Source organism: Rhodanobacter sp. IGA1.0, from assembly GCF_040208325.1.
Classification (GTDB): Bacteria; Pseudomonadota; Gammaproteobacteria; order Xanthomonadales; family Rhodanobacteraceae; genus Rhodanobacter; species Rhodanobacter spathiphylli.
In genome coordinates, this window is record NZ_CP157948.1 from 315,192 (window position 1) to 336,310 (window position 21,119).

The window sequence follows — 21,119 nt, forward strand, 5'->3', positions numbered from 1 at the left end:
GGATGAACTTCCTGGCCACGCCGTGGCGAACCCTGCAGCGCTTCGTGCTGCCCTTGCATTGCCTGCTGTGCAACGCCCGCGGCGAGCACGACATCGATCTGTGCCAGGCCTGCGCCGCCGAATTGCCCCGCAACGGCAGTTGCTGCGCGCGCTGCGCACTGCCGCTGGCCACGCCGGCGGCAGTGTGCGGCGAATGCCAGCGCAGCCAGCCACCATGGGACAGCGCGTGGGCACCCTTCCGCTACGGCTGGCCGCTGGATCGACTGGAATCGCGCTACAAGTTCTCTTCCGATCTCGCCGCTGGCCGCGTGCTGTCGATGCTGTGGCAGCGCGAACCGCAACCGTCCCGCTTGCCCCAGCTGTTGCTGACCGTGCCCCTGCATCGCAGCCGCCTGCGTCGGCGCGGCTACAACCAGGCGCTGGAGCTGGCCCGCCCGCTGGCCAGCAAGCTTGGCGTGCCGCTGTCGCATGACGCCCTGCTGCGTCGTCGCTCCACCACCGCGCAGACCGAACTCGACGCCGTCGCCCGTCGCCGCAACGTGCACGGCGCCTTCGCGCTGCGCGAAGGCGTCACCCTGCCCGCGCACGTGGCGATCCTCGACGACGTGATGACCACCGGCGCCACCCTGGCCGAATGCACCCGCGTGCTGCGCCGCGCCGGCGTGCGGCAGGTCGACGTGTGGGCGCTGGCGCGGGCAGGCAACCGCTAAGAGCGGACTACTTCACCGCCAGTGCCAGCACGATGCCGATCCACACCGCCAGGCCCAGCCAGTTGTTGTGGCGGAAGGCGGCGAGGCAGGCGTCGCGGATGCGGTCGCGGATCAGCCAGTGCTGGTAGCCGAACAGGCCGGCCGCGACCAGCAGGCCCAGCCAGTACGGCCAGCCCAGCGCGGCGCGCTGGCCGATGAAGAACATGGTCAGCAGGAAGGTGCCCATCAGCATGCCGAGGATCGGCAGGTCGGCATCGCCGAACAGGATTGCGGTGGACTTCGCGCCGACCTTGAGATCGTCCTCGCGGTCGACCATCGCGTACTCGGTGTCGTAGATCACCGACCACAGGATGTTGCCGATGAACAGCAGCCAGCCGACCGGCGGCACGCTGCCGGCGACCGCGGCGAACGCCATCGGGATCGACCAGCCGAATGCAGCGCCCAGCACCACCTGGGGCAGGTAGGTCCAGCGCTTGGTGAACGGGTAGATCGCCGCCAGCGCCGCGCCGGCGAACGACAGCTCGATGGTCAGCCGGTTGGTGAACAGCACCAGCACGAAGGCGAAAGCCAGCAGCACGGCGAACACGATCAGCGCCTCGCGCGGGGTGACCCGCCCCGAGGCGATCGGTCGTCCGGCGGTACGTTCCACCTGGGGGTCGAGCTTGCGGTCGGCGTAATCGTTGATCGCGCAGCCGGCCGCACGCATCGCGAACACGCCCAAGGTGAAGATGACCAGCGGCTTCCACGGCGGGAAGTCGCCCGCGGCCAGCCACAATGCCCACCAGGTCGGCCACAGCAGCAGCAGCGCGCCGATCGGCCGATCCATCCGGGTCAGCACCAGATAATCCAGCGCCTTCTCGCGATACGGCGCCGGCAGCCTCTGCAGCAGCCAGTTCAGCACCCGCGTGGCGCGGGTCGAACTGTCCGCCGGCTGCGCGGCTTTGGGGGCAGCTTTCTTCACACCCGGCCGCGGCCGCAGCGCCGGCGAAGTTGAAGGCGAGGCGGCAGGCTTGCGTCGCTGGCGTTTGCGGGGTGGAGGGGCCATCCGCCGAGTTTAGCGTGCCAACCGGGGATGGACAGCATGGCGGGTCACGAACGGCAACAACAGGAGCAACGACAGGGCGGGATCGGGTTCACCTTGCCGAACAGCAGGACGTGAACCTGGCCTGCGTCAGAGATGATCGTTTCAGTCGGCACCGGGCAGCGCCTTGCGCTGGCAGGCAATGGATTTCACCAGCGTCTCGCAGTCTTCCAGAAACAGATCCCACCAGTCTTCCCATGGTTCGGAGTTCATGCGGACGATGTGAAAGTCCACCGTCAGCAGCACGTCGGGCAACAGCGTCGTGGTGTAGTTGAGTGCTTCCGGCATGGCCGGTCTTGGTGCCCAGAGGTAGCGCAGCCAATGCATGGCATTGCAGGTCAATACTTCGTAGCTCAGGGGCGGGGCCAATAGGCCGTTCTCGATAATGTGGTCGATCTGGTACTGCGGCAGCGGATCGCCGGTAATGGTCTTGCCGTTAAAAGCCTCGTCGCGCACCTTCCAGTTGGGGCCGCCCTCGGACTCCAGATAGGCGGTGTAGTCATGCCGCAGGTAGTCCTCAAGCAGGGTCGTGTCATCGGGCTTGAGTTGGATGTCGTGCTTGACCCGTTCGAGTTGCCAATGGGCCGTTATAACGGCATAGGGCGGATGCGGGACGGGGTAGAAGCGCGAGCTGTGCCAGCGTGGCAGGTGGTAGATCCAGTTGCTGAGGCCTAGCTTGATCATCGGGTGGTACGTGCGCGAATCACTGAGGTTTGATTCTTTGAAAGCGTTGGTGTCAAGGCTGACGCGATCGGAGTCGGGTGTACCCATGCCCTCGCCGAAGGCGGCCGAGGGTTCGAGAAAGCGCAGGATGAATGACCCGCAATCAACTTGCCGGGGTATGACACGGGCTACTGGAATGCCGCCTTGTGGGGCATGAAACGCTGCAGTGGCACGTTTGTACCAAGGGCGCGGAGGGCGCTTGAAGGGAGCGGCTGATACGGGGTGCTTGGTCATCGCTCAAGCCATCTCGGAGGGGTGGAACTGCCGCGCATAACGAGCAAGCTCATGATGGCCGGTGAACGCCAATTGTTCCACATAGGTGTCCAGACCCAGATAGGGCAGGGAATGCGGACTGGCGAGTGGGTCATCGCCGAGCACCAGGCCGCGGAACTTCAGGGATCGCGCCAGCCCGCCCAGGCTGAGATCATTCGGACCGGCAAGGTTGGGCACCAAGTCGAACGGATTGTTGCGCACGTGCTCGATTGTGATACCGGCGCGGGTGCAAGTGAGTTCGGCCCGCTTGATGTTGCAGCCGGCGCTGTGCAGGCAGACGCTGTGGCAATCCAGACGCATGCCGTAGTGCTTCAATGCAAACTCGACGGCGGTGCTGAAAATGATGGCACCCTGGCTATGCGCCACCCATCGCGTGCGGTGGCCGCGCTGTTGCGCCTCCTTGAGCACGGCGGCCAGATGCTGGCTGTTGAGACTGCAGGCAACGACGCTCTGCTTGTCGTAGGCGCACTCGAACAGATCCCGACGCGCACCGTCGGTGGGGTTATGGAACAGGGTGTAACTGTCCACAGGATGGGTCGCCTCGGTGTAGGCCGTTTCGAGGTGCGTGCCCATCAGCCAGGCGGCCTTGCCCAAGTTATTCAGCATGCCGTTGACGGCCGCGTGGAGGGTGTCAACGCGATGGGTAGGCAAGGGGGCTCTAGTGTCCCAACTACGAGCCAAAGCATCGACGACATCTCCGGGCTCGTTGCCCAAGCGGTTGAACTCAGGCGTAAAGCGGGCGCTACCGGCTCTGTCCACGCGGTACAACGCATTGCGTTGCACTGAATCCGGCAAATCCGGTCGCAGTAATTCCCGGTCCATGAAAATGTCCGCTATCAGCACCGGTTCGCCCGGCCTCATCGCGTAGCTGATCTTGTAGTGGTAACCCTTGAACGGATACCGGCTGGGCAGCAGCCGCTGAAACCAGTTTCTGCGACCAATGTCGGCGTCGATCCGGTTGGGGTGCTTGGCGATTTCCAGTAGCTCGTCCGCCACCTTGCGGCGGTCGAAGTCGTTCAGTGCGCACAGCATCTGCAACGCCTGGTCGCCAAGCAGGAGTTTCTTGTCGAGCGTGCGGAATGTGGGGCTTTGCGCACCGAACAAGGCGGCGATCTGCGGTGCCTTGGCCGCGGCGTCATGCCATGCATGGTTTTGCGCGGCGCGCTGGCGCAACTGTTCACGGCTCAGCAATTGTCGACTCATCGTCACGGATCCTTGTGATGGTGTGGCGGCGCAGGCGGAGCGCAGCCGGTGGTCCAGCTTCCAGCTTGGAAACAACCAGGACAGCAGCAAGGGCAGGTGTCGAGAAGACCGTGCCCTGGCGGAAGATATCATCGCCGCAAGAAGACGGACGCTTCGGTTTCCAGTTTCGGCGACGCCGGGCGTTTCGCCGACAAGCTCAATCAGATTTGCCTGTCGCCATGCGGGATATCCGTGCTTCCTGGCGGAAACGGCACATCGTCGACCGCGCCGTCGCGCAACAGCAGTCGATAGGCCGGATGTTCGCTGTCGTTGCGGTGCGGATAGCCGAGCGTGGCGAGGAAGCTCTGGAACAGTGGCCGCTCGGCGGCGGGCACCTGGATGCCGACCAGGATGCGGCCGTGGTCGGCGCCGTGGTTGCGGTAGTGGAACAGGCTGATGTTCCAGTCCGGGTGCAGTTTGGCGAGAAAGTCGGTGAGTGCGCCGGGGCGTTCGGGGAATTCGAAGCGGTACAGCAGTTCGTTCCGTGCCAGCACGGAGCGGCCGCCGATCATATGGCGCAGATGCAGCTTGGCCAGTTCGTCGTCGGTGAGGTCGAGCACGTCGAACTGCTGCGCGCGGAACGCCGCGGCCAGCGCCTCGCGCTCGTCGCGGCTGGCGATGCGCACGCCCACGAAGATGTGCGCGAGGCGGGCGTTGCCGATGCGGTAGTTGAACTCGGTGATGTCGTGCCGGCCCAGCGTGGCGCAGAAGCGGCGGAAACTGCCGCGTTCCTCGGGAATCGTCACCGCGAACACCGCCTCGCGCTGCTCGCCGACCTCGGCGCGCTCGGCGACGAAGCGCAGGCGGTCGAAGTTCATGTTGGCACCGGAGACGATCGCCACCAGCGCGCCACCGCCGCCGTGCGTGGCCACGTAGTGCTTCAGCCCGGCCAGCGCCAGCGCGCCCGATGGTTCGGCCACGCTGCGGGTGTCCTGGTGGATGTCGCGGATCGCGGCGCAGATCGCGTCGGTGTCGACGCGCAGCATCATGTCGACGTGCTGGCGACACAGCGCGAAGGTCAGCGCGCCGACCCGCTTCACCGCGGTGCCGTCGGCGAACAGGCCGACCTCGTCCAGTGTGATGCGCCGGCCAGCTTCCAGCGAGCGCGCCATCGCATCCGAATCCGCCGCCTGCACGCCGATCACCTTCACCTCGGGCCGCAGCGCCTTGATGCATGCGGCGACGCCGGCGAGCAGCCCGCCGCCACCGACCGGCACGAACACCGCCTCGAGCGGACCGGGATGCTGGCGCAGGATCTCCAGGCCGATCGTGCCCTGGCCGGCGATTACCGCGGGGTCGTCGAACGGATGCACGAACACCGCGCCCCGCTCGGCCTGCCACCGGGCGGCGGCGGCCTGGGCGTCGCTGTACGAATCGCCGGTCAGCACCAGCTCGACCATCGCGCCGCCGAAGCGGCGCACCGCGTCCACCTTCACCCGCGGCGCGGTCACCGGCATCACGATGGTGGCGCGGATGCCCAGCTTCGCCGCGGCCAGCGCCACGCCCTGCGCATGGTTGCCGGCCGAGGCGGCGACCACGCCGCGTGCGCGCTGCGCCGCATCCAGCTGCACCATGCGGTTGTACGCGCCGCGCAGCTTGAACGAGAACACGCTTTGCTGGTCCTCGCGCTTGAGCAGCACGGGCCGGCCCAGCCGCCCGCCCAGCAGCGGCGCCGCTTCCAGCGCGGAGGCCTGCGCCACCTCGTAGACGCGCGCGGCAAGGATCTGCGCCAGCAGGTCGGCAGTGTCGTCGGGCAGGGGCGCGACGGCATTCATGCCGCGAGTGCGGTGGCCGGATGCGCCACCTGCAGCACGTCGACCAGCTTGCGGGTCTGCTGCAGGATCTGGCTCAGGCCGGCGTCGTCGCACTGCAGGCTCAGGGTGAGCCGCGAGACGGCGGGGTCATGCGTGGCCGCCACGGTCAGCGTATCGATGTTGTAGCCCCGCGCGGCAAACAGCCCGGCCACGCGCACCAGCGCGCCGGCTTCGTTCTGCAACAGGATGGACAGGGTGTGGTTCATGGCGGTGCTCCGGTAGCGAGGTCTTTTTTCCGGATAGAAACTTTCTCGGCCGTCATTCCCGCGAAAGCGGGAATCCATGTGGACGTTCTGCAGGGGCAAAGTGGATTCCCGTTTTCGCGGGAATGACGGTGTTGAAGGTTTCCAGGTTGGAAAAGGGAAAAGTCAAAAGCTCAGAACATGTGCGATGCAGCGGTCTCGCGCTTGACCGGTGCCGCACGCGACGCAATGAACTCGCCGGTGATCATCTGCGCGTAGCTGGCGCCGGGGCCGACCATCGGATACACGCCGGCGTCGGGATCGATCATCACTTCCAGGAAGGCCGGGCCGTCGAAGGCGAGGAAGTCGGCAATCGCCGGCTCCAGTTCGTCCACGCGCTCCAGCCGCCGCGCCCAGCCGAAGCCGTCGGCCTGGGCGGCCAGCACGAAATCCTTCTTGTGCAGGCTCTTGTCCGACGCGGCAAAACGGCCCTTGAAGTACAGCTTCTGCCACTGCCGCACCATGCCGTCGCCGACGTTGTTGAGCACCACGATCTTCAGCGGCAGGTTGTAGGTGGTGACCGTCTCCAGCTCGCCGATGTTCATGCGGATGCTGGCGTCGCCGTCGATGTCGATGACCAGCTTGTCCGGATGGGCGAACTGCGCGCCGATCGCCGCGGGCAGGCCGAAACCCATCGTGCCCATCGAGCCGGAGGTCAGCCAGTGCCGCGGCGCGCGGAAGTCGAAATACTGCGCCGCCCACATCTGGTGCTGGCCGACGCCGGTGCTGACGATGGCGCGGCCCTGGGCGTGGCGGTTGATCGCCTCGATCACCGCGTACGGCTGGATCAACGCGCTGGCGCGGTCGTAGTTCATCGCGTGCACGCGTTTCAGTTCGGCCACGTGGGCGTGCCAGGCGTCTAGCCCCGGCCGCAGGCCATGGCTGCGGCCGTAAGCGGTGAGCCGCTCCAGCGCGCGCTTCAGCGGACCGACGTGGTGCCAGTCGACCTGCTTCACCTTGCCGATCTCGGCCGGATCGATGTCGACCTGGGCGATGAACTTCGCCTGCGGGGCGAACTTGTGCGGCACGCCGGCCACGCGATCGTCGAAGCGCGCGCCCAGCGCCAGCACGAAGTCGCAATCCTCCACCGCGTAGTTCGCGTACGCGGTGCCGTGCATGCCGAGCAGGTGCAGCGCCAGCGGGTCGGTGCTGTCGAAGCCGCCCAGTCCCATCAGGGTGGTGGTGACCGGCAGGCCGAACGCGTCGACGAAGGCGCGCAGCGCAGCGGCGGCCTCCGCCGCGATCACGCCACCGCCCGCATAGATCAGCGGCCGCCGCGCCTGCATCAGCGCGGCGAAGAACGCCGCGCACTCGGCGTCACCCAGCGCCGACTGCTCCACCGCACGCAGCCGCGCGCGATAGCCGGCCAGCGCCAGCTCGCCGCTGCCGCGCCAGGCGAGCGCGGCGTTCTGCACGTCCTTGGGCACGTCCACTACCACCGGGCCGGGCCGGCCGCTGCGTGCCAGGGTGAATGCGGTGCGCAGGGTCGCTTCCAGTTGCGCCGCGTCGGTGACCAGGAACACGTGCTTGGCGCAGGCGCCCATGATGTTGCTGATCGGGGCCTCCTGGAATGCGTCGCTGCCGATCGCCGCGGTGCCGACCTGGCCGCAGATCACCACCAGCGGGATCGAGTCGGCCATCGAGTCGCGCACCGGCGTGACCATGTTGGTGGCACCCGGCCCGGAGGTGACGATGGCCACGCCGACCTTGCCCGACGCGCGCGCGTAGCCGGCCGCCATGAATCCTGCACCCTGCTCGTTGGCCGGCACGATCAGCGGCATCGGCTCGCTGCCATCGGCGCGCGGGTGCAGGGCGTTGTAGCGGAATACCGCGTCGTACACCGGCAGGATCGCGCCGCCGGAATAGCCGAACAGCACGCCCACGCCCTCGTCGGCGAGTACCTGCACGATCACTTCGGCGCCGCTCATGTGCTGGCCGGCCAGCGGATGCCGGTCGGTCATGGTTTCGGCTTGCAGTGCGGGTGCATTCACAGGAAAAGTCCCCAAAGATTCGATGCCGTGCTCCCTCCCCTGCGCAGCGGGGGAGGGTCGGGGTGGGGTGCTCTTGATCTTCAAGTCAAAGTCAGGAGCGTTACCCCCTCCCAACCTCCCCCTGCGGTGCAGGGGGAGGAGCAAGGTGGCTCAGCCGGCCTTCTTCAGCGGCGCGACGGCGGCGGGTGCGGTGTTCGGCTGCAACCACGGCATCCGCGCGCGCAGCTTCGCGCCCACCTGTTCGATCGGGTGATCCAGGTCGGCCTGCTTCAGGCGCTTGTAGTTGGGCAGGCCGGCGGCGTATTCGGCCGTCCAGTTGCGGGCGAAGGTGCCGTCCTGGATGTCGGTGAGAACGTCCTTCATGCGTGCCTTCACGCCGGCGTCGACGACCCGCGGGCCGCTGACGTAGTCGCCGTACTGCGCAGTCTCGGAGACGAACTCGAGCATCTTGCTGAGGCCACCCTCGTAGAACAGGTCGACGATCAGCTTCAGCTCGTGCATCACCTCGTAGTAGGCGATCTCCGGCTGGTAGCCGGCCTCGACCAGCGTCTCGAAGCCGGCGATCACCAGCTCGCTGGCGCCGCCGCACAGCACCGCCTGCTCGCCGAACAGGTCGGTCTCGGTCTCTTCCTTGAAGTCGGTCTTGATGATCATCGCGCGGCCGCCGCCGATGCCGTCGGCGTAGGCTTTCGTCTTCGCCTCGGCCTGGCCGCTGGCGTCCTGGTGCACGGCCCAGATGCACGGCACGCCGCGGCCGCGTTCGTACTCGGTGCGGACCAGCGCGCCGGGGCCTTTCGGCGCGACCAGGATCACGTCGATGTCGCTGCGCGGATTGATCTGCCCGAAGTGCACGTTGAAGCCGTGCGCGAACAGCAGCGCGGCGCCGGACTTGATGTTCGGCTCGATCGCCTCGCGGTACAGCGCCGGCTGCACCATGTCCGGGGTCAGCACGGCGACCAGGTCGGCGCCGCGCACGGCCTCGGCCGGTTCCAGCACGGTGAAGCCGTCGGCTTTCGCCTTGTGCGAGGTGGGGCCGTTCGGGCGCAGGCCGATCACCACGTCGAGGCCGGAGTCGCGCAGGTTGAGCGCGTGCGCGCGGCCCTGGCTGCCGTAGCCGAGCACGGCGATGCGGGAAGAGGCGAGGATGGAATGGCTGCTCATGCGGTAGCTCCCTGGTTGGATGTTTCAGTGCGTGGCGTGCGGTCGGGTACACGGGTGTCGGGGTGGGTGGTGGCGCCGTCGGAGGCCGAGCCGACCAGCAGCGCGTACTTGGCCAGTGCGCCGCGGCTGACCTTCGGTGCCGGTGGCTGCCAGTGCGCGCGGCGTGCGGCGAGGTCGGCGTCGGTGCGCAGTTCGCGCTGGCCGGCATCGATGGCGATGCGATCGCCGTCGCGCAGCAGGGCGATCGGTCCGCCGCGCGCCGCCTCGGGCGCGACGTGGCCGACCATGAAACCGTGGGTGGCGCCGGAGAAGCGGCCGTCGGTGATCAAGGCCACGTCATCGCCCAGGCCGCGGCCGACCAGGGCCGCGGTGACGCCGAGCATCTCGCGCATCCCGGGGCCGCCAGCGGGGCCCTCGTTGCGGATCACCAGCACGTCGCCGGCGCGGATGCGGTCGCCCTGTACCGCGGCAAACGCTTCTTCCTCGCTCTCGAAGACGCGCGCCGTACCTTCGAAACTGCCGCTCTTGCCGGGAATCTTCAGGATGCAGCCTTCCGGCGCCAGGTTGCCGTACAGGATCGAGTAGCCGCCGCGCGGCTTCAGCGGGGCGCTGACCGGATGCACCACGTCCTGGTTGTCGGCGCGTGGCGCCGCGGCGACTTCGTCGAACAGCGAGCGGCCGGTGACGGTGGGCGTGTCCTCCAGCATGCCCGCGGCGATCAGCTCCTGCGCCACCCGCGCGCTGCCACCGGCGCCGAACAGTTCGACCGCGGTGTAGCGGCCGCCGGGCAGCAGGTCGGCGATCACCGGCGTGTGCACGGAGGCCGGCTCGAAATCCTCCAGCGTCCACTCGACGCCGGCCTCGCGGGCGATCGCCAGCAGGTGCAGCACCGCGTTGGTGGAGCCCGCGGTGGCGGCAACCATGCGGGCGGCGTTGCGCATCGCGGTGCGGGTGATCAGGGCGCGCGGCGTGCGGTTCGCGCGCAGGCATTCCATCACCAGTTCGCCGCAGCGGAACGCCGCCGCGCCCTTGGCCGGATGGGTGGCGGGGATGTCGTTGAAGCCGACCGGCGACAGGCCCATCGTGGTCAGCACCATCGCCATGGTGTTGGCGGTGAACTGGCCGCCGCAGGCGCCCGCGCCGGGGCAGGCGTCGCGCTCGACCGCGGTCAGCTCCTCGTCGCTGATCCTGCCCGCGCCGTGCGCACCGACCGCCTCGAACACCTGCTGCACGGTGATCGGATGGTGGTCGTGGGTGCCGTGCGCGATGGTGCCCCCGTACAGCGCCACCGCCGGGATATCCAGCCGCGCCATCGCCATCGCCGCGGCGGGAATGGTCTTGTCGCAGCCGCACAGCACCACCATCGCGTCGAGGCAGTGGCCGTCCACCGCCAGCTCGATCGAGTCGGTGATCACCTCGCGGCTGATCAGCGACGAACGCATGCCGGGCGTGCCCATCGCGATGCCGTCGGTGACCGCGATGGTGTTGAACTCCACCGGCGTGCCGCCGGCGGCGCGGATGCCGGCGGCGGCCTCGACCGCCAGCTCGCGCAGGTTGAGGTTGCACGGGCTCACGTTCGACCAGGTATGCACCACCGCCACCAGCGGCCGCGCGATCGCCGCATCGTCGAGGCCGGTGGCGCGCAGCATCGCGCGGGCGGGAGCGCGGTCGGGGCCGCTCTTGATCAGGTCACTGCGCATGGAAAAGCTCCGAAGGACAAATTCCCTTCTCCCCGCTGGGGAGAAGGTGCCCCGAAGGGGCGGATGAGGGGCGGGTGCTCGCCGTAAAGCTCATCGAAGCGAGCTCGCCTGGACCGCGGAAGTCCGAAAAAAAAGCGCCCCCGGCGTGCAGAGGGAGGTTGGCCGGACGGGACAGGGGGCGGCGCCATCACGGCGACCACGAACCGTCCTGGCCGCTGGCACGCCAGGGGCAGCAGAAAGCGCGGACACCTCCGTGTGTCCGCCGGGGAAAGCGTGGGTGCGCATCAGCCGCATGCGCGCGCTCCGCAGAAGAACGCGGCGGCGTTGTCGGCGTGATCCTCGATCGCGGCCAGCACCGCATCGAGCACCTCGGCAGTGCCGGCCTGTCCGCCGATGTCGCGGCTGTGCGGGCCGTGCCGCAGCACCTGCTCCACTGCCGCCTCGATCGCGACCGCCTCGGCCTCCAGCTGCAGCGAGTGGCGCAGCAGCAGCGCGGCGGAGAGGATCGCGCCGACCGGGTTGGCCACGCCCTGGCCGGCGATATCGGGTGCCGAGCCGTGGATCGGTTCGTACAGGCCCATGAGGGTCGAGGCGGCCGCAGGCCGCACCGAACTCCCTTCTCCCGTTGCCGGGAGAAGGTGGCCCGCAGGGCCGGATGAGGGGGCTCGATCGCCAAGCGACGCTGACGGCAGCAGCCCCAGCGAGCCGGCCAGCGCGGCGGCCTCGTCGGTGAGGATGTCGCCGAACAGGTTCTCGGTGACCACCACGTCGTAGCGGTTCGGCCGGGTCAGCAGCAGCATCGCCATCGAGTCGACCAGTTGGTGTTCGAGCTTCACGTCGGGGTAGTCGGCGGCGATGCGCTGCACCGTGCTGCGCCACAGCCGAGAGGTCTCCAGCACGTTGGCCTTGTCGACCGAGGTGACGTGGCGGCGGCGATCGCGGGCCAGCTCGAAGGCGCGGCGCACCACGCGCTCGATCTCGGCCACGGTGTACCTGCACTCGTCGGTGGCGGCGTCGGCGCTGCGCGTGCGTGCGCCGAAGTACATGCCGCCGGTAAGCTCGCGCACGAACAGCACGTCGACATGCCGGAGCCGGTCGTTCTTCAGCGGCGACAGGTTGGCCAGCGACGGATGCACCTGCAGCGGCCGCAGGTTCGCGTACACGCCGAGCGCGGCACGCAAGGCCAGCAGGCCCTGCTCGGGTCGCACCGGCGCGTTCGGGTCCGACCACTTCGGGCCGCCCACGGCGCCCAGCAGCACGGCGTCGGCGGCCTGGCACGCCGCCAGTGAAGCGGACGGCAGCGGCTCGCCGGTGGCATCGATGGCGCCGCCGCCGATCAGCTGCTCGTCGAAGACGAACTCGTGCCCGTAGCGCGCGGCCACGGCATGCAACACGGCCACCGCGGCGGCGGTGACCTCGGGGCCGACGCCATCGCCGGGCAGGGTAACGATGCGGGCTTTCATGCTGCTTGCTCCTGTTGTTCGTAATGGGCGATCGCCTTTTCGTGCTGCAGCAGATAGCCGAGCTGGTCGACGCCGTTGAGCAGGCAATGCCGCGCGAACGGCTCCAGGCGGAACGGGATGCGGCCGCCGTCGGGCAGGGCGATGAACTGTTCGCGCACATCGATCGCCAGTTCGATGCCCGGATGCTTGAGCAGCCAGCGGTGCTCCAGTTCGTCGATGACGATGGCGAGCAGGCCGTTCTTCAGCGCGTTGCCGCGGAAGATGTCCGCGATCTCGCTGCACAGCACCGCGCGGATGCCGTAATCGAGCAATGCCCACGGCGCGTGTTCGCGCGAGGAGCCGCAGCCGAAATTGCGCCCGGCGACGAGGATCGAGCAGCCGCGCGCCTCCGGCCGGTTCAGCGGGAAGGCCGGGTTGTCGCTGCCATCGGCCTGGTAGCGCCAGTCGTGGAAGCACAGCTGGCCCAGTCCCTCGCGGGTGGTGGTGGTGAGGAAGCGCGCCGGGATGATGCGATCGGTGTCGATGTTCTCGTCGGGCAGCACGGCGGTGCGGGATTGGATATGGGTGACGGGTTTCATTCGGATCTCCTCGAACTGGCAGCCTTGGCTCCTCCCCATGCTTGCAGGGGAGGGGGCAAAGCGGAGCGGGTCGTACTCATGCTCATGCCGCGACCTCCACCAGGTACTCGCGTGGATCGGCAATGCGCCCGGCCACCGCACTGGCGGCCGCGGTCGCCGGGCTCGCCAGCACGGTGCGCGCGCCCTTGCCCTGGCGGCCCTCGAAGTTGCGGTTGGAGGTGGACACCACCAGCTGGCCCGGCTGGGCCAGGTCGCCGTTCATGGCGATGCACATCGAGCATCCGGGCACGCGCCACTCGGCGCCGGCGGCGGTGAACAGGTGGTGCAGGCCTTCGCGCTCGGCGTCGCGGCGCACCGCCTCGGAGCCGGGCACCACCAGCATGCGCACGCCGTCGGCGACGCGGCGGCCACGCAGCACGCGGGCCGCTTCGCGCAGGTCGGACAACCGCGAGTTGGTGCAGCTGCCGATGAACACCACGTCCACCGGCGTGCCCTGCATCGGCTGGCCGGGGCGGCTATGCATGTAGTCGAGCGCGCGGCGTTCCTGCGCATTCGTCGCCGCCGGCACCGGCGCGTCCATCGCGATCGCCATGCCGGGATGGGTGCCGTAGGTGACGGTGGGTTTCACCGCGCCGGCGTCGATGCGCACCTCGCGGTCGTAGCGTGCGCCGTCGTCGCTGCGTAGCGCGCGCCATTGCGCCACCGCGTGCTCCCACGCTTCGCCTTGCGGTGCACGGGGACGTCCTTTCAGCCACGCGAACGTGGTGTCGTCCGGGGCGATCAGCCCGGCGCGTGCGCCGGCCTCGATCGACATGTTGCACACGGTCATGCGCTCGTCCATCGTGAGCGCCTCGATCGCCGCGCCCCGGTACTCCAGCACGTAGCCGGTGCCGCCGTCGACGCCGATCGTGCCGATGATGTGCAGGATCAGGTCCTTGGCGCCCACGCCCGGCGGCAGCTGGCCGTCGACATGGATCGCCATGGTCTTGGGCCGGCGCTGCAGCAGGCATTGCGTGGCCATCACGTGGCCCACCTCGGTGGTGCCGATGCCGAACGCCAAGGCTCCAAATGCGCCATGGGTGGAAGTGTGGCTGTCACCGCAGACGATGGTCATGCCGGGCTGCGTGGCGCCCAGCTCGGGGCCGATCACGTGCACGATGCCGCGGTCTTCGCTGTCCCAGCCGTGCAGCTCGACGCCGAACTCGCCGCAGTTCGCCTCCAGTTGCGCGACCTGGGCCTGCGCCTCGGCGTTCGCATACGGCCGGCTGCCGTCGTCGTTCGTCGGCAGGGTCGGGGTGGAGTGATCCAGTGTGGCCAGCATGCGATCGGGCCGGCGCAACTTCAGCCCGCGCTGGCGCAGTTCGCTGAACGCCTGCGGCGAGGTGACTTCGTGCACCAGGTGCAGGTCGACGTAGAGGATCGCCGGCGTGTCCGCGGTTTCGGCGGCGACGACGTGGGTGTTCCAGATTTTTTCGAAGAGCGTCTCGGCCATTACGCAGCCTCCTGTGCCGTAGCTTTGTTGTGCACCAGGCTCAACCAGTCGTGGCGATCTTCGGTGCGGCCGTCGAACAGCCCGAAGAAGGCCTGCTGCAGCGCCTTGGTGATCGGCCCGGGCATGCCCTTGCCGATCGCCTTGCGGTCGACCGAACGCACCGGGGTGATCTCGGCGGCGGTGCCGGTCATGAACACTTCGTCGGCGGAATACAGCGCCTCGCGGGGCAGCTCGCGTTCTTCCACCACGATGCCCAGGTCCGCGGCCAGGGTGATCACGCTGTCGCGGGTGATGCCGGCCAGGATGCCGGCGCTGGATGGCGGGGTGAGCAGCTTGCCGCGCTTCACCACGAAGAGATTTTCGCCGGCGCCTTCGCTGAGCAGGCCGTTGTGGCCCAGCGCGATGCCTTCGTCGTAGCCGTTGCGGCGCGCCTCCAGCCCGATCAGCTGGCTCGACAGGTAATTGCCGCCGGCCTTGGCCCAGCTCGGGATGGTGTTCGGCGCGGGACGGTTCCACGAGGACACGCAGACGTCGGCGCCGCGCTCGGCCGCCTCACCCAGGTACGCGCCCCAGTTCAGCGCGATCAGCGCCACGTCGACGGGCGCGTCCGCCTTCGCCAGCACGCCCAGCCCGCCGGCGCCGCGGAACACGATCGGCCGCACGTAGGCCGACGGCATCGCGTTGGCGCGGATCAGCTCCAGGCAGGCGGCGTTGATCTCGTCCTCGCTGTAGCCCACCTCGATCTCGTAGACGCGGGCCGATTCGAACAGCCGCCGCGTGTGCTCGGCCAGGCGGAAGTAGGCCGGCCCGCGCGGCGTGGCGTAGACGCGCTCGCCCTCGAACACCGACGAGCCGTAGTGCAGCGCGTGGGCGCTGACGTGGACGTTGGCCTCGGCCCACGGCTTGATCCGGCCGTTGTGCCAGACGAAAGGTGTGTGGCCAGGGTTCATGCGGTGGCTCCCAGGTTGCGGGTGGCGGGGGCGGCGGACGCCTGTTGTTCGATGCGATTGACGATCAGCAGCGCGGCCAGCGCGGCGGCTTCGACGATGTCGGTGCTGTCGCCGTGGCCGCGCCAGTCGCGTCCGGCATGGCGGGCGCTCAACTGGGCATGGCCCGGCGCGTCGGCGCCTTCGCCCATGGCGTCGATCTGGAAACGGGTCAGTTCCAGCGGCGTGCCGGTGGCGCGTTCGATCGCGCGCAGCACGGCGTCGACCGGGCCATCGCCGATCGCCGCTTCGGCGGCGTGATGCCCGTCGTCGTGGCTCAACCTGACCGACGCCGACGCGCTGCCGCCGAAGTGCGAGTTGGCGTGCAACTGCACCAGGTGCCACGGGCCGTCGGCGTCCGGGTCGCGGCCCAGCGCCAGCGCTTCCAGGTCTTCGTCGTGCAGCTCGCGGCCGTGGTCGGCGAGGATCTTGAAGCGGGTGAAGATGTCGTCCAGCGCGGCGTCGTCGGGCGTGTAGCCCATCGCCTGCAATCGCTGGCGCAGCGCGGCGCGGCCGGAATGCTTGCCCATCACCAGGCTGGTCGCGGCGATGCCCACGTCCTGCGGCCGCATGATTTCGTAGGTGCCGCGATGCTTCAGCATGCCGTGCTGGTGGATGCCCGATTCATGGGCGAACGCGTTGGCGCCCACGATCGCCTTGTTGCGCGGCACCGCCTGGCCGGTCAGCTCGGTGAGCAGGCGCGAGGTCGGATACAGCTGGCGCGTATCGATGCGCGTGTCCACCCCGAAGTGCGGCGCACGCACCTTCAGCGCCATCACCACTTCCTCCAGCGCGGCGTTGCCGGCGCGCTCGCCGATGCCGTTGATGGTGCATTCCACCTGGCGCGCGCCCGCGCTCACCGCGGCCAGGCTGTTGGCCACCGCCATGCCCAGGTCGTCGTGGCAATGGCTGGAGAAGATCACCCGCTCCGCTCCCGCCACGTGGCGGCGCAGGTACTCGAACAGCGCCACGATTTCCGACGGCGTGGTGTAGCCCACCGTGTCCGGCGCGTTCAGCGTGGTGGCGCCGGCCGCCACCGCGGCACTGAACACCTCCGCCAGGAATTCGGGCTCGGTGCGCAGCGCATCCTCGGCGGAGAATTCCACTTCGTGGCAATGGTCGCGGGCGCGTTCGATGGCGCGCACCGCGGTGTCCAGCACCTGCGCCCTGCTCATGCCCAGCTTGTGTTCGCGGTGCAGCGGGCTGGTCGACAGGAACAGGTGGATGCGCGCGTGCCGGGCCGCCTGCAGCGCGCGGGCGGCGCTGTCGATGTCGCCATCCTGGCAACGCGCCAGGGCGCATACCGTGGTGCTTTTCAGCGTGCCGGCGATTTCCGCAACCGCAGCAAAATCGTCTGGCGAAGCCTGTGGAAAGCCGGCCTCGAGCACGTCCACGCCCAGCGCCTCGAGCTGCTGCGCCATGCGCAGCTTGGCCCGCCGGTCCATCGAGAAACCGGGTGCCTGTTCGCCGTCGCGCAAGCTGGTGTCGAAGATCCGCACGCGTTCGGCGACTACGTCGTCGTCGCTGGCGGGGGCGTCGTGCTGGTCGGGGTTTTTCATCATGGCTCCGCTGTGTGGGCGTCGCCGAAGGCATAAAAAAACCCCGCATCCGTTACCGGGTGCGGGGTTCTTTGGGTGTTTTCAGGTGTTTTCTATTTACCTGGACACATGCCCTCAGCCCGCACCTCCGTTGGTAATGAGGAGTACGAGTACGAGGGCAAGAAGGAGCGTGCCGCGAGCCTGCAGCAGGCCGGCAACCGTCAGGAGACGGTTTCCATTGGCGAGGCTGCGGTGGCTGTTGCGCTGCGACATGTGATCGACCGTAAGCGATGCCCGCATCGGCTGTCAACAAAAATCTTATGACGAAATCTTCTAAGCGGTCAAAATCGCGTTCGGACGGCTATCCGTCCAAATGGATGCAGATGAAACCATCGGCGAAATCCGCATCCCGGTCGAACCCTGCCGAATCGGTGGCGTTCCGCGCGCCCTGCAAGACGCCCCGGGTCGGCACATCAGGCTTCGAAGGCGGCCAACAATCGGGCGCGCAGCGCGGTATCGCTGGCGGCGACGGGTTCGGCATGGGACCGGCGCGCGAGCATGTTCGCCAGTGCCGCGGGCACCTCGACCGGATGCTCGATCAGCGGCTCCACGATGCTTTCGAACTTGGCCGGGTGGGCGGTGGCCACCACGGCCCAGGGCCGCTGGTCGCCGCTGCCGCGCAGCCGGTCGAGACGGTGCATGGCCGTCGCGGTGTGCGGGCAGATCACCTCGCCTTGCCCGCGCGCATGCTGACGGATGGTCTGCCGGATCGTGTCGTCGTCCACGCTCTGCGCCAGCAGCAGCCGGCGCAACGCCGCTTCGTCGGGAAACGTCCAGCGCAACCGTTCGAAATTGCTGGGTGCGCCCACGTCCATCGCGTTGGCGATGGTGGCCACCGCTTCGCGCGGCCGGTAGTCCTCGCCGGCGAAGAACTCCGGCAACGTCGCATTGGCGTTGCAGGCCAGTTGCACCTCGCCGATCGGCGAGCCGATCTCGCGCGCCCACAGGCAGGCCAGCGCATTGCCGAGGTTGCCGGTGGGCACGATGAAGTCAAGCGGCGTGCCGTGTTCGCGCCACCAGCCCAGGGCGGCATGGGCGTAGTAGCTCATCTGCGGCAGCAGGCGGCCGAGGCTGATGCTGTTGGCCGAGGACAGCGGCATCTGTGCCTGCAGTTCGGCGTCGTTGAGCGCGGCCTTGACCATGCGCTGGCAGTCGTCGAAGCGGCCGGCCACGCGCAACGCGGTCACGTTGTCGCCGAAGCAGCCGAGCTGGTGCGCCTGGCGCGGCGAGACCAGGCCATCGGGATACAGGATCACCACGCGCACGTTCGGCTGGCGATGGAACGCTGCGGCCACCGCGGCGCCGGTGTCGCCCGAGGTGGCGACCAGGATCGTCAGTGGTCGCGCATCGCTGCGTGGCAGACGACGCAGGCAGGCGGCGAGGAAGCGTGCGCCGAAATCCTTGAACGCCGAGGTGGGACCGTGGAACAGCTCCAGCAGAAAGGTGCCCGGATGCGCCGGCAGTGCGCGCAGCGGCGCGTCGAAGGTGAACGCCTCGGCGCAGATCGCGGGCAGGTCGTCGGCCAGGGCATCGCCGGCGAAGAACGGCGCCAGCAAGGTGGCGGCGGTGTCGGCCAGCGTGCCGTGCGGGTCGAACGTGGCCGGGTCGAGGCGCGGCAGCCGTTCGGGCACGTACAGTCCGCCATCCGGCGCCAGCCCGGCGGCGATCGCCTGGCTGATCGGCACGGTCGGCGCGGCGCTGCGGGTGCTGTGGTAGCGGATGGACGCGTTCATGCGTCGTCCCCGAGCGAATCGATCAGCGTGGCCGCCGGCCCGTTGACCGGCGACACCCACGCATCGCTGTCCAGCCCGGCGTCGGCGAACGCGGCCTGCATCGCCACGCTGGCCGCCTCGGCGTCGCGGCGGTTGTCGTACCAGCCGAACACGCTGGGGCCGGCGCCGGAGATGCTGGCGCCCAGGGCGTGGTGATCGAGCGCGGCCTGTTTCACCTGCGCGAAATGGGGGATCAGCGGCGCGCGGCGCGGCTCCACCAGTACGTCCTTCAAGCCCTCGCGCACCAGTGCAGCATCGCCGCGATAGCAGCCGGCCAGCACCAGGGCGAGATGGGTGCTTTGCGCCACGAACTCGCCCAGCGCGTAGTTGCCGGCCAGTGCCGCGCGGGCCCTGCGCGTTTCCAGCACCACGTGCGGATGCACCAGCGCGCAGTGCCAGGCGTCGGGCACGTCGATGCGCAGCAGGCGCTCGTGGGTGGCCAGCACCAGCCCGCCGAGCAGCATCGAGCCCAGGTTGTCGCCGTGCCGGCTGCCGCTGGCCACCGCCTCGCCGTCCAGCGCGAACGCATACAGCGCCTCGCGCGAAAGCGGCGGGTCGAGCAGGGCGTTGGCCGCCACCAGCGCCGCCACGCACGAGGCGGCCGAGCCGCCCATGCCCGAGCCCAGCGCGATCCCCTTGTGCAGCACCAGTTCGAAACCGCAGGGCAGGTCGAGCGCGGCGCGCAGCGAGAGCAGGGCGGTGCCGGCGGTGTTTGCGCGCGGGTCGGTGGGCAGGTCGGTGACGCAGCCGTGGATCGCCGCGATGCGCACCTCCGGCTCGTCGATGCGACGCACTTCGGCGCGATCGCCGGCGCCGGCCACGCTGTGGCCGAGCAGGTCGAAGCCGACGCCGACGTTGCCAACGCTGGCGGGGGCGAAGGCGCAGGCGACGGGCGGGCGGGCGGCGGGGTGCGATGAAGCCATGACGGGTTCCGACAAGGAGGAGTTCATGCGCGCGCCTCCAGCGACTCGGCGATGCGCAGCAGGTCGGTGAACACGCCGGCGGCGGTCACTTCCGGACCGGCGCCGGGGCCTTGCACCGACAGCGGATTATCGCAGTAGCGACGGGTGGTGAACTGCACGATGTTGTCGGTCAGCCGGGTATGCGCGAAGGCGTGGCTGGCGGGCAGCACCTGCAGCCGCACGCTGGCGCGGCCGTGCCGGTCGAGCCGGGCCACGTGGCGCAGCACGCCACCTTCGGCATGCGCCTCGGCCAGCTTCGCGGCCATCGGCGCGTCCAGTTCGTCGAGCCGCTGCATGAAGTCGTCGCGCGGCAGCGCGGCCAGCGCCGGCGGCACCAGGCCCTGCAGATCGACATCCTCCAGCGACAGCGGCCAGCCCGCCTCGCGCGCCAGGATCACCAGCTTGCGCGCCACGTCCAGGCCGGACAGGTCATCGCGCGGATCGGGCTCGGTATAGCCCAGCGCATGCGCCTCGCGCACCAGCGCGGAGAACGGCTGGCGGCCGTCGTGGCGGTTGCACAGCCAGGCCAGGGTGCCGGAGAACATGCCGTCCACCGCCAGCAGCTCGTCGCCGGTGTCGAGCAGGTCGCGCAGCGTCTGCACCACCGGCAGGCCGGCGCAGACGGTGGCCTCATAGCGGAAGCGCGCGCCGCCGGCGCAGGCCGCGCGGATCGCCTGCCAGCGCGGCAGCGGCCCGCTGCCGGCCAGCTTGTTCGGTGTCACCACGTGCAGGCCGCCGGCCAGCCAGCGCGGATAGTGCGCCGCCACCTCGTCGTTCGCGCTGCAGTCGATCAGCAGGGCGTGGCGGCCGTCGTTGCCGCGGACGTGTTCGGCGAACGCGTCCAGGTCATTCGGCCGCCAGACCTGCGCGCCGTCGTGGCGGGCGTTGAGCTCGGCGTCGTCGCAGTCCAGCCACATGCGCTTGCTGGCCACCACGCCGCACAGCTTCAGTTCCAGTCCGCTGTCGCGGGCCAGTCGTGCCTGCGCCGTGCGCAACTGTTCCAGCAGCGCGCTGCCGACCCGGCCGGGACCGATCACGCCGATCGCCAGCACGCGGCGACGCGTGCTGGCGGTGTGTGGCGGCATCGGCGGCCGCAACGGAAAATGCTGGACTTGCTCGGGTGCACAGGTGATCACGACGGCCTCTCCCTTGGAGGCCCGATCTCGCTGGCGTGTCGGTGTGAGCCGGCCCGCCTCGTCGAGGGCGGGCCGTTGCGTGTAGAAAACTTACCTACGCACGACACCCCGCCCGGAACCCGTGGTACCGGTACCGGTGGTAATCGTGGTGGTGGTCATCGCGGCGACAACGCCGGCGCACGACGCCATGCGACC

17 protein-coding genes are annotated in these 21,119 nt (G+C 69.1%); 1 reads left to right on the forward strand and 16 read right to left on the reverse strand.

Annotated features, from left to right (window positions below):
* Positions 1-2 precede the first annotated feature (2 nt).
* The gene (locus ABNK63_RS01375) at positions 3-710 is read left to right on the forward strand and encodes a ComF family protein (protein WP_007808715.1); all 708 of its coding nucleotides are present in this window, start codon (positions 3-5) and stop codon (positions 708-710) included.
* Positions 711-717: 7 nt separating this feature from the next.
* Here ABNK63_RS01375 and ubiA read toward each other — a convergent pair whose 3' ends face one another.
* From ubiA to ABNK63_RS01455, 16 genes are all read right to left on the reverse strand, one after another.
* Positions 718-1,611: a 4-hydroxybenzoate octaprenyltransferase gene (gene ubiA, locus ABNK63_RS01380; RefSeq protein WP_350017173.1), complete on the reverse strand. Its 894-nt coding sequence runs from the start codon at positions 1,609-1,611 to the stop codon at positions 718-720.
* A 285-nt stretch (positions 1,612-1,896) separates the two neighbouring features.
* On the reverse strand, positions 1,897-2,748 hold the full coding sequence (locus tag ABNK63_RS01385; protein ID WP_350016472.1) for a hypothetical protein: 852 nt from the start codon (positions 2,746-2,748) through the stop codon (positions 1,897-1,899).
* A gap of 3 nt (positions 2,749-2,751) precedes the next feature.
* Positions 2,752-3,990 (reverse strand): hypothetical protein, encoded by a 1,239-nt coding sequence (locus ABNK63_RS01390; protein ID WP_350016473.1) that lies wholly within the window; start codon positions 3,988-3,990, stop codon positions 2,752-2,754.
* 200 nt (positions 3,991-4,190) lie between these two features.
* Positions 4,191-5,804: a threonine ammonia-lyase, biosynthetic gene (gene ilvA / locus ABNK63_RS01395; RefSeq protein WP_350016474.1), complete on the reverse strand. Its 1,614-nt coding sequence runs from the start codon at positions 5,802-5,804 to the stop codon at positions 4,191-4,193.
* Positions 5,801-6,049 carry an acetolactate synthase small subunit gene (ilvN, locus tag ABNK63_RS01400; protein WP_158755904.1) on the reverse strand — a complete coding sequence of 83 codons (249 nt, stop codon included), beginning with the start codon at positions 6,047-6,049 and terminating at the stop codon, positions 5,801-5,803. The genes ilvA and ilvN overlap by 4 nt, the downstream gene beginning before the upstream one ends.
* 170 nt (positions 6,050-6,219) lie before the next feature.
* Positions 6,220-8,046 carry a biosynthetic-type acetolactate synthase large subunit gene (ilvB, locus tag ABNK63_RS01405; protein WP_350017174.1) on the reverse strand — a complete coding sequence of 609 codons (1,827 nt, stop codon included), beginning with the start codon at positions 8,044-8,046 and terminating at the stop codon, positions 6,220-6,222.
* A 180-nt stretch (positions 8,047-8,226) separates the two neighbouring features.
* Positions 8,227-9,237 carry a ketol-acid reductoisomerase gene (ilvC, locus tag ABNK63_RS01410; RefSeq protein ID WP_350016475.1) on the reverse strand — a complete coding sequence of 337 codons (1,011 nt, stop codon included), beginning with the start codon at positions 9,235-9,237 and terminating at the stop codon, positions 8,227-8,229.
* Positions 9,234-10,937 carry a dihydroxy-acid dehydratase gene (locus ABNK63_RS01415; RefSeq protein ID WP_350016476.1) on the reverse strand — a complete coding sequence of 568 codons (1,704 nt, stop codon included), beginning with the start codon at positions 10,935-10,937 and terminating at the stop codon, positions 9,234-9,236. The genes ilvC and ABNK63_RS01415 overlap by 4 nt, the downstream gene beginning before the upstream one ends.
* Before the next feature lie 284 nt (positions 10,938-11,221).
* On the reverse strand, positions 11,222-12,400 hold the full coding sequence (gene leuB, locus ABNK63_RS01420; protein ID WP_007808731.1) for a 3-isopropylmalate dehydrogenase: 1,179 nt from the start codon (positions 12,398-12,400) through the stop codon (positions 11,222-11,224).
* Entirely contained in the window at positions 12,397-12,978 is a 582-nt protein-coding gene (gene leuD, locus ABNK63_RS01425; protein ID WP_350016477.1) for a 3-isopropylmalate dehydratase small subunit, read from the reverse strand. The genes leuB and leuD overlap by 4 nt, the downstream gene beginning before the upstream one ends.
* 82 nt (positions 12,979-13,060) lie before the next feature.
* Entirely contained in the window at positions 13,061-14,470 is a 1,410-nt protein-coding gene (gene leuC / locus ABNK63_RS01430; protein WP_350016478.1) for a 3-isopropylmalate dehydratase large subunit, read from the reverse strand.
* Positions 14,470-15,420, reverse strand: coding sequence for a branched-chain amino acid transaminase (locus tag ABNK63_RS01435; RefSeq protein ID WP_350016479.1), 951 nt, complete (start codon positions 15,418-15,420; stop codon positions 14,470-14,472). Before ABNK63_RS01435 ends, leuC begins: the two co-directional genes overlap by 1 nt.
* Positions 15,417-17,015: a 2-isopropylmalate synthase gene (locus tag ABNK63_RS01440; RefSeq protein WP_350016480.1), complete on the reverse strand. Its 1,599-nt coding sequence runs from the start codon at positions 17,013-17,015 to the stop codon at positions 15,417-15,419. Before ABNK63_RS01440 ends, ABNK63_RS01435 begins: the two co-directional genes overlap by 4 nt.
* Positions 17,016-17,467: 452 nt before the next feature.
* Entirely contained in the window at positions 17,468-18,787 is a 1,320-nt protein-coding gene (gene thrC / locus ABNK63_RS01445; RefSeq protein ID WP_007808741.1) for a threonine synthase, read from the reverse strand.
* Positions 18,784-19,776, reverse strand: coding sequence for a homoserine kinase (locus tag ABNK63_RS01450; RefSeq protein ID WP_350016481.1), 993 nt, complete (start codon positions 19,774-19,776; stop codon positions 18,784-18,786). Before ABNK63_RS01450 ends, thrC begins: the two co-directional genes overlap by 4 nt.
* The gene (locus tag ABNK63_RS01455; protein ID WP_350016482.1) at positions 19,773-20,924 is read right to left on the reverse strand and encodes a homoserine dehydrogenase; all 1,152 of its coding nucleotides are present in this window, start codon (positions 20,922-20,924) and stop codon (positions 19,773-19,775) included. The genes ABNK63_RS01450 and ABNK63_RS01455 overlap by 4 nt, the downstream gene beginning before the upstream one ends.
* Between the last annotated feature and the right edge of the window lie 195 nt (positions 20,925-21,119).

Coding starts and splice junctions, on each gene's coding strand:
- leuD (WP_350016477.1), bottom strand. CDS start 12,978: ATGAAACCCGTCACCCATATCCAATCCCGCACCGCCGTGCTGCCCGAC.
- ABNK63_RS01415 (WP_350016476.1), bottom strand. CDS start 10,937: ATGCGCAGTGACCTGATCAAGAGCGGCCCCGACCGCGCTCCCGCCCGC.
- thrC (WP_007808741.1), bottom strand. CDS start 18,787: ATGAACGCGTCCATCCGCTACCACAGCACCCGCAGCGCCGCGCCGACC.
- ABNK63_RS01390 (WP_350016473.1), bottom strand. CDS start 3,990: ATGAGTCGACAATTGCTGAGCCGTGAACAGTTGCGCCAGCGCGCCGCG.
- leuB (WP_007808731.1), bottom strand. CDS start 12,400: ATGAAAGCCCGCATCGTTACCCTGCCCGGCGATGGCGTCGGCCCCGAG.
- ABNK63_RS01375 (WP_007808715.1), top strand. CDS start 3: ATGAACTTCCTGGCCACGCCGTGGCGAACCCTGCAGCGCTTCGTGCTG.
- ABNK63_RS01440 (WP_350016480.1), bottom strand. CDS start 17,015: ATGAAAAACCCCGACCAGCACGACGCCCCCGCCAGCGACGACGACGTA.
- ABNK63_RS01450 (WP_350016481.1), bottom strand. CDS start 19,776: ATGAACTCCTCCTTGTCGGAACCCGTCATGGCTTCATCGCACCCCGCC.
- ilvB (WP_350017174.1), bottom strand. CDS start 8,046: ATGACCGACCGGCATCCGCTGGCCGGCCAGCACATGAGCGGCGCCGAA.
- ABNK63_RS01435 (WP_350016479.1), bottom strand. CDS start 15,420: ATGAACCCTGGCCACACACCTTTCGTCTGGCACAACGGCCGGATCAAG.
- ABNK63_RS01385 (WP_350016472.1), bottom strand. CDS start 2,748: ATGACCAAGCACCCCGTATCAGCCGCTCCCTTCAAGCGCCCTCCGCGC.
- leuC (WP_350016478.1), bottom strand. CDS start 14,470: ATGGCCGAGACGCTCTTCGAAAAAATCTGGAACACCCACGTCGTCGCC.
- ilvA (WP_350016474.1), bottom strand. CDS start 5,804: ATGAATGCCGTCGCGCCCCTGCCCGACGACACTGCCGACCTGCTGGCG.
- ilvN (WP_158755904.1), bottom strand. CDS start 6,049: ATGAACCACACCCTGTCCATCCTGTTGCAGAACGAAGCCGGCGCGCTG.
- ilvC (WP_350016475.1), bottom strand. CDS start 9,237: ATGAGCAGCCATTCCATCCTCGCCTCTTCCCGCATCGCCGTGCTCGGC.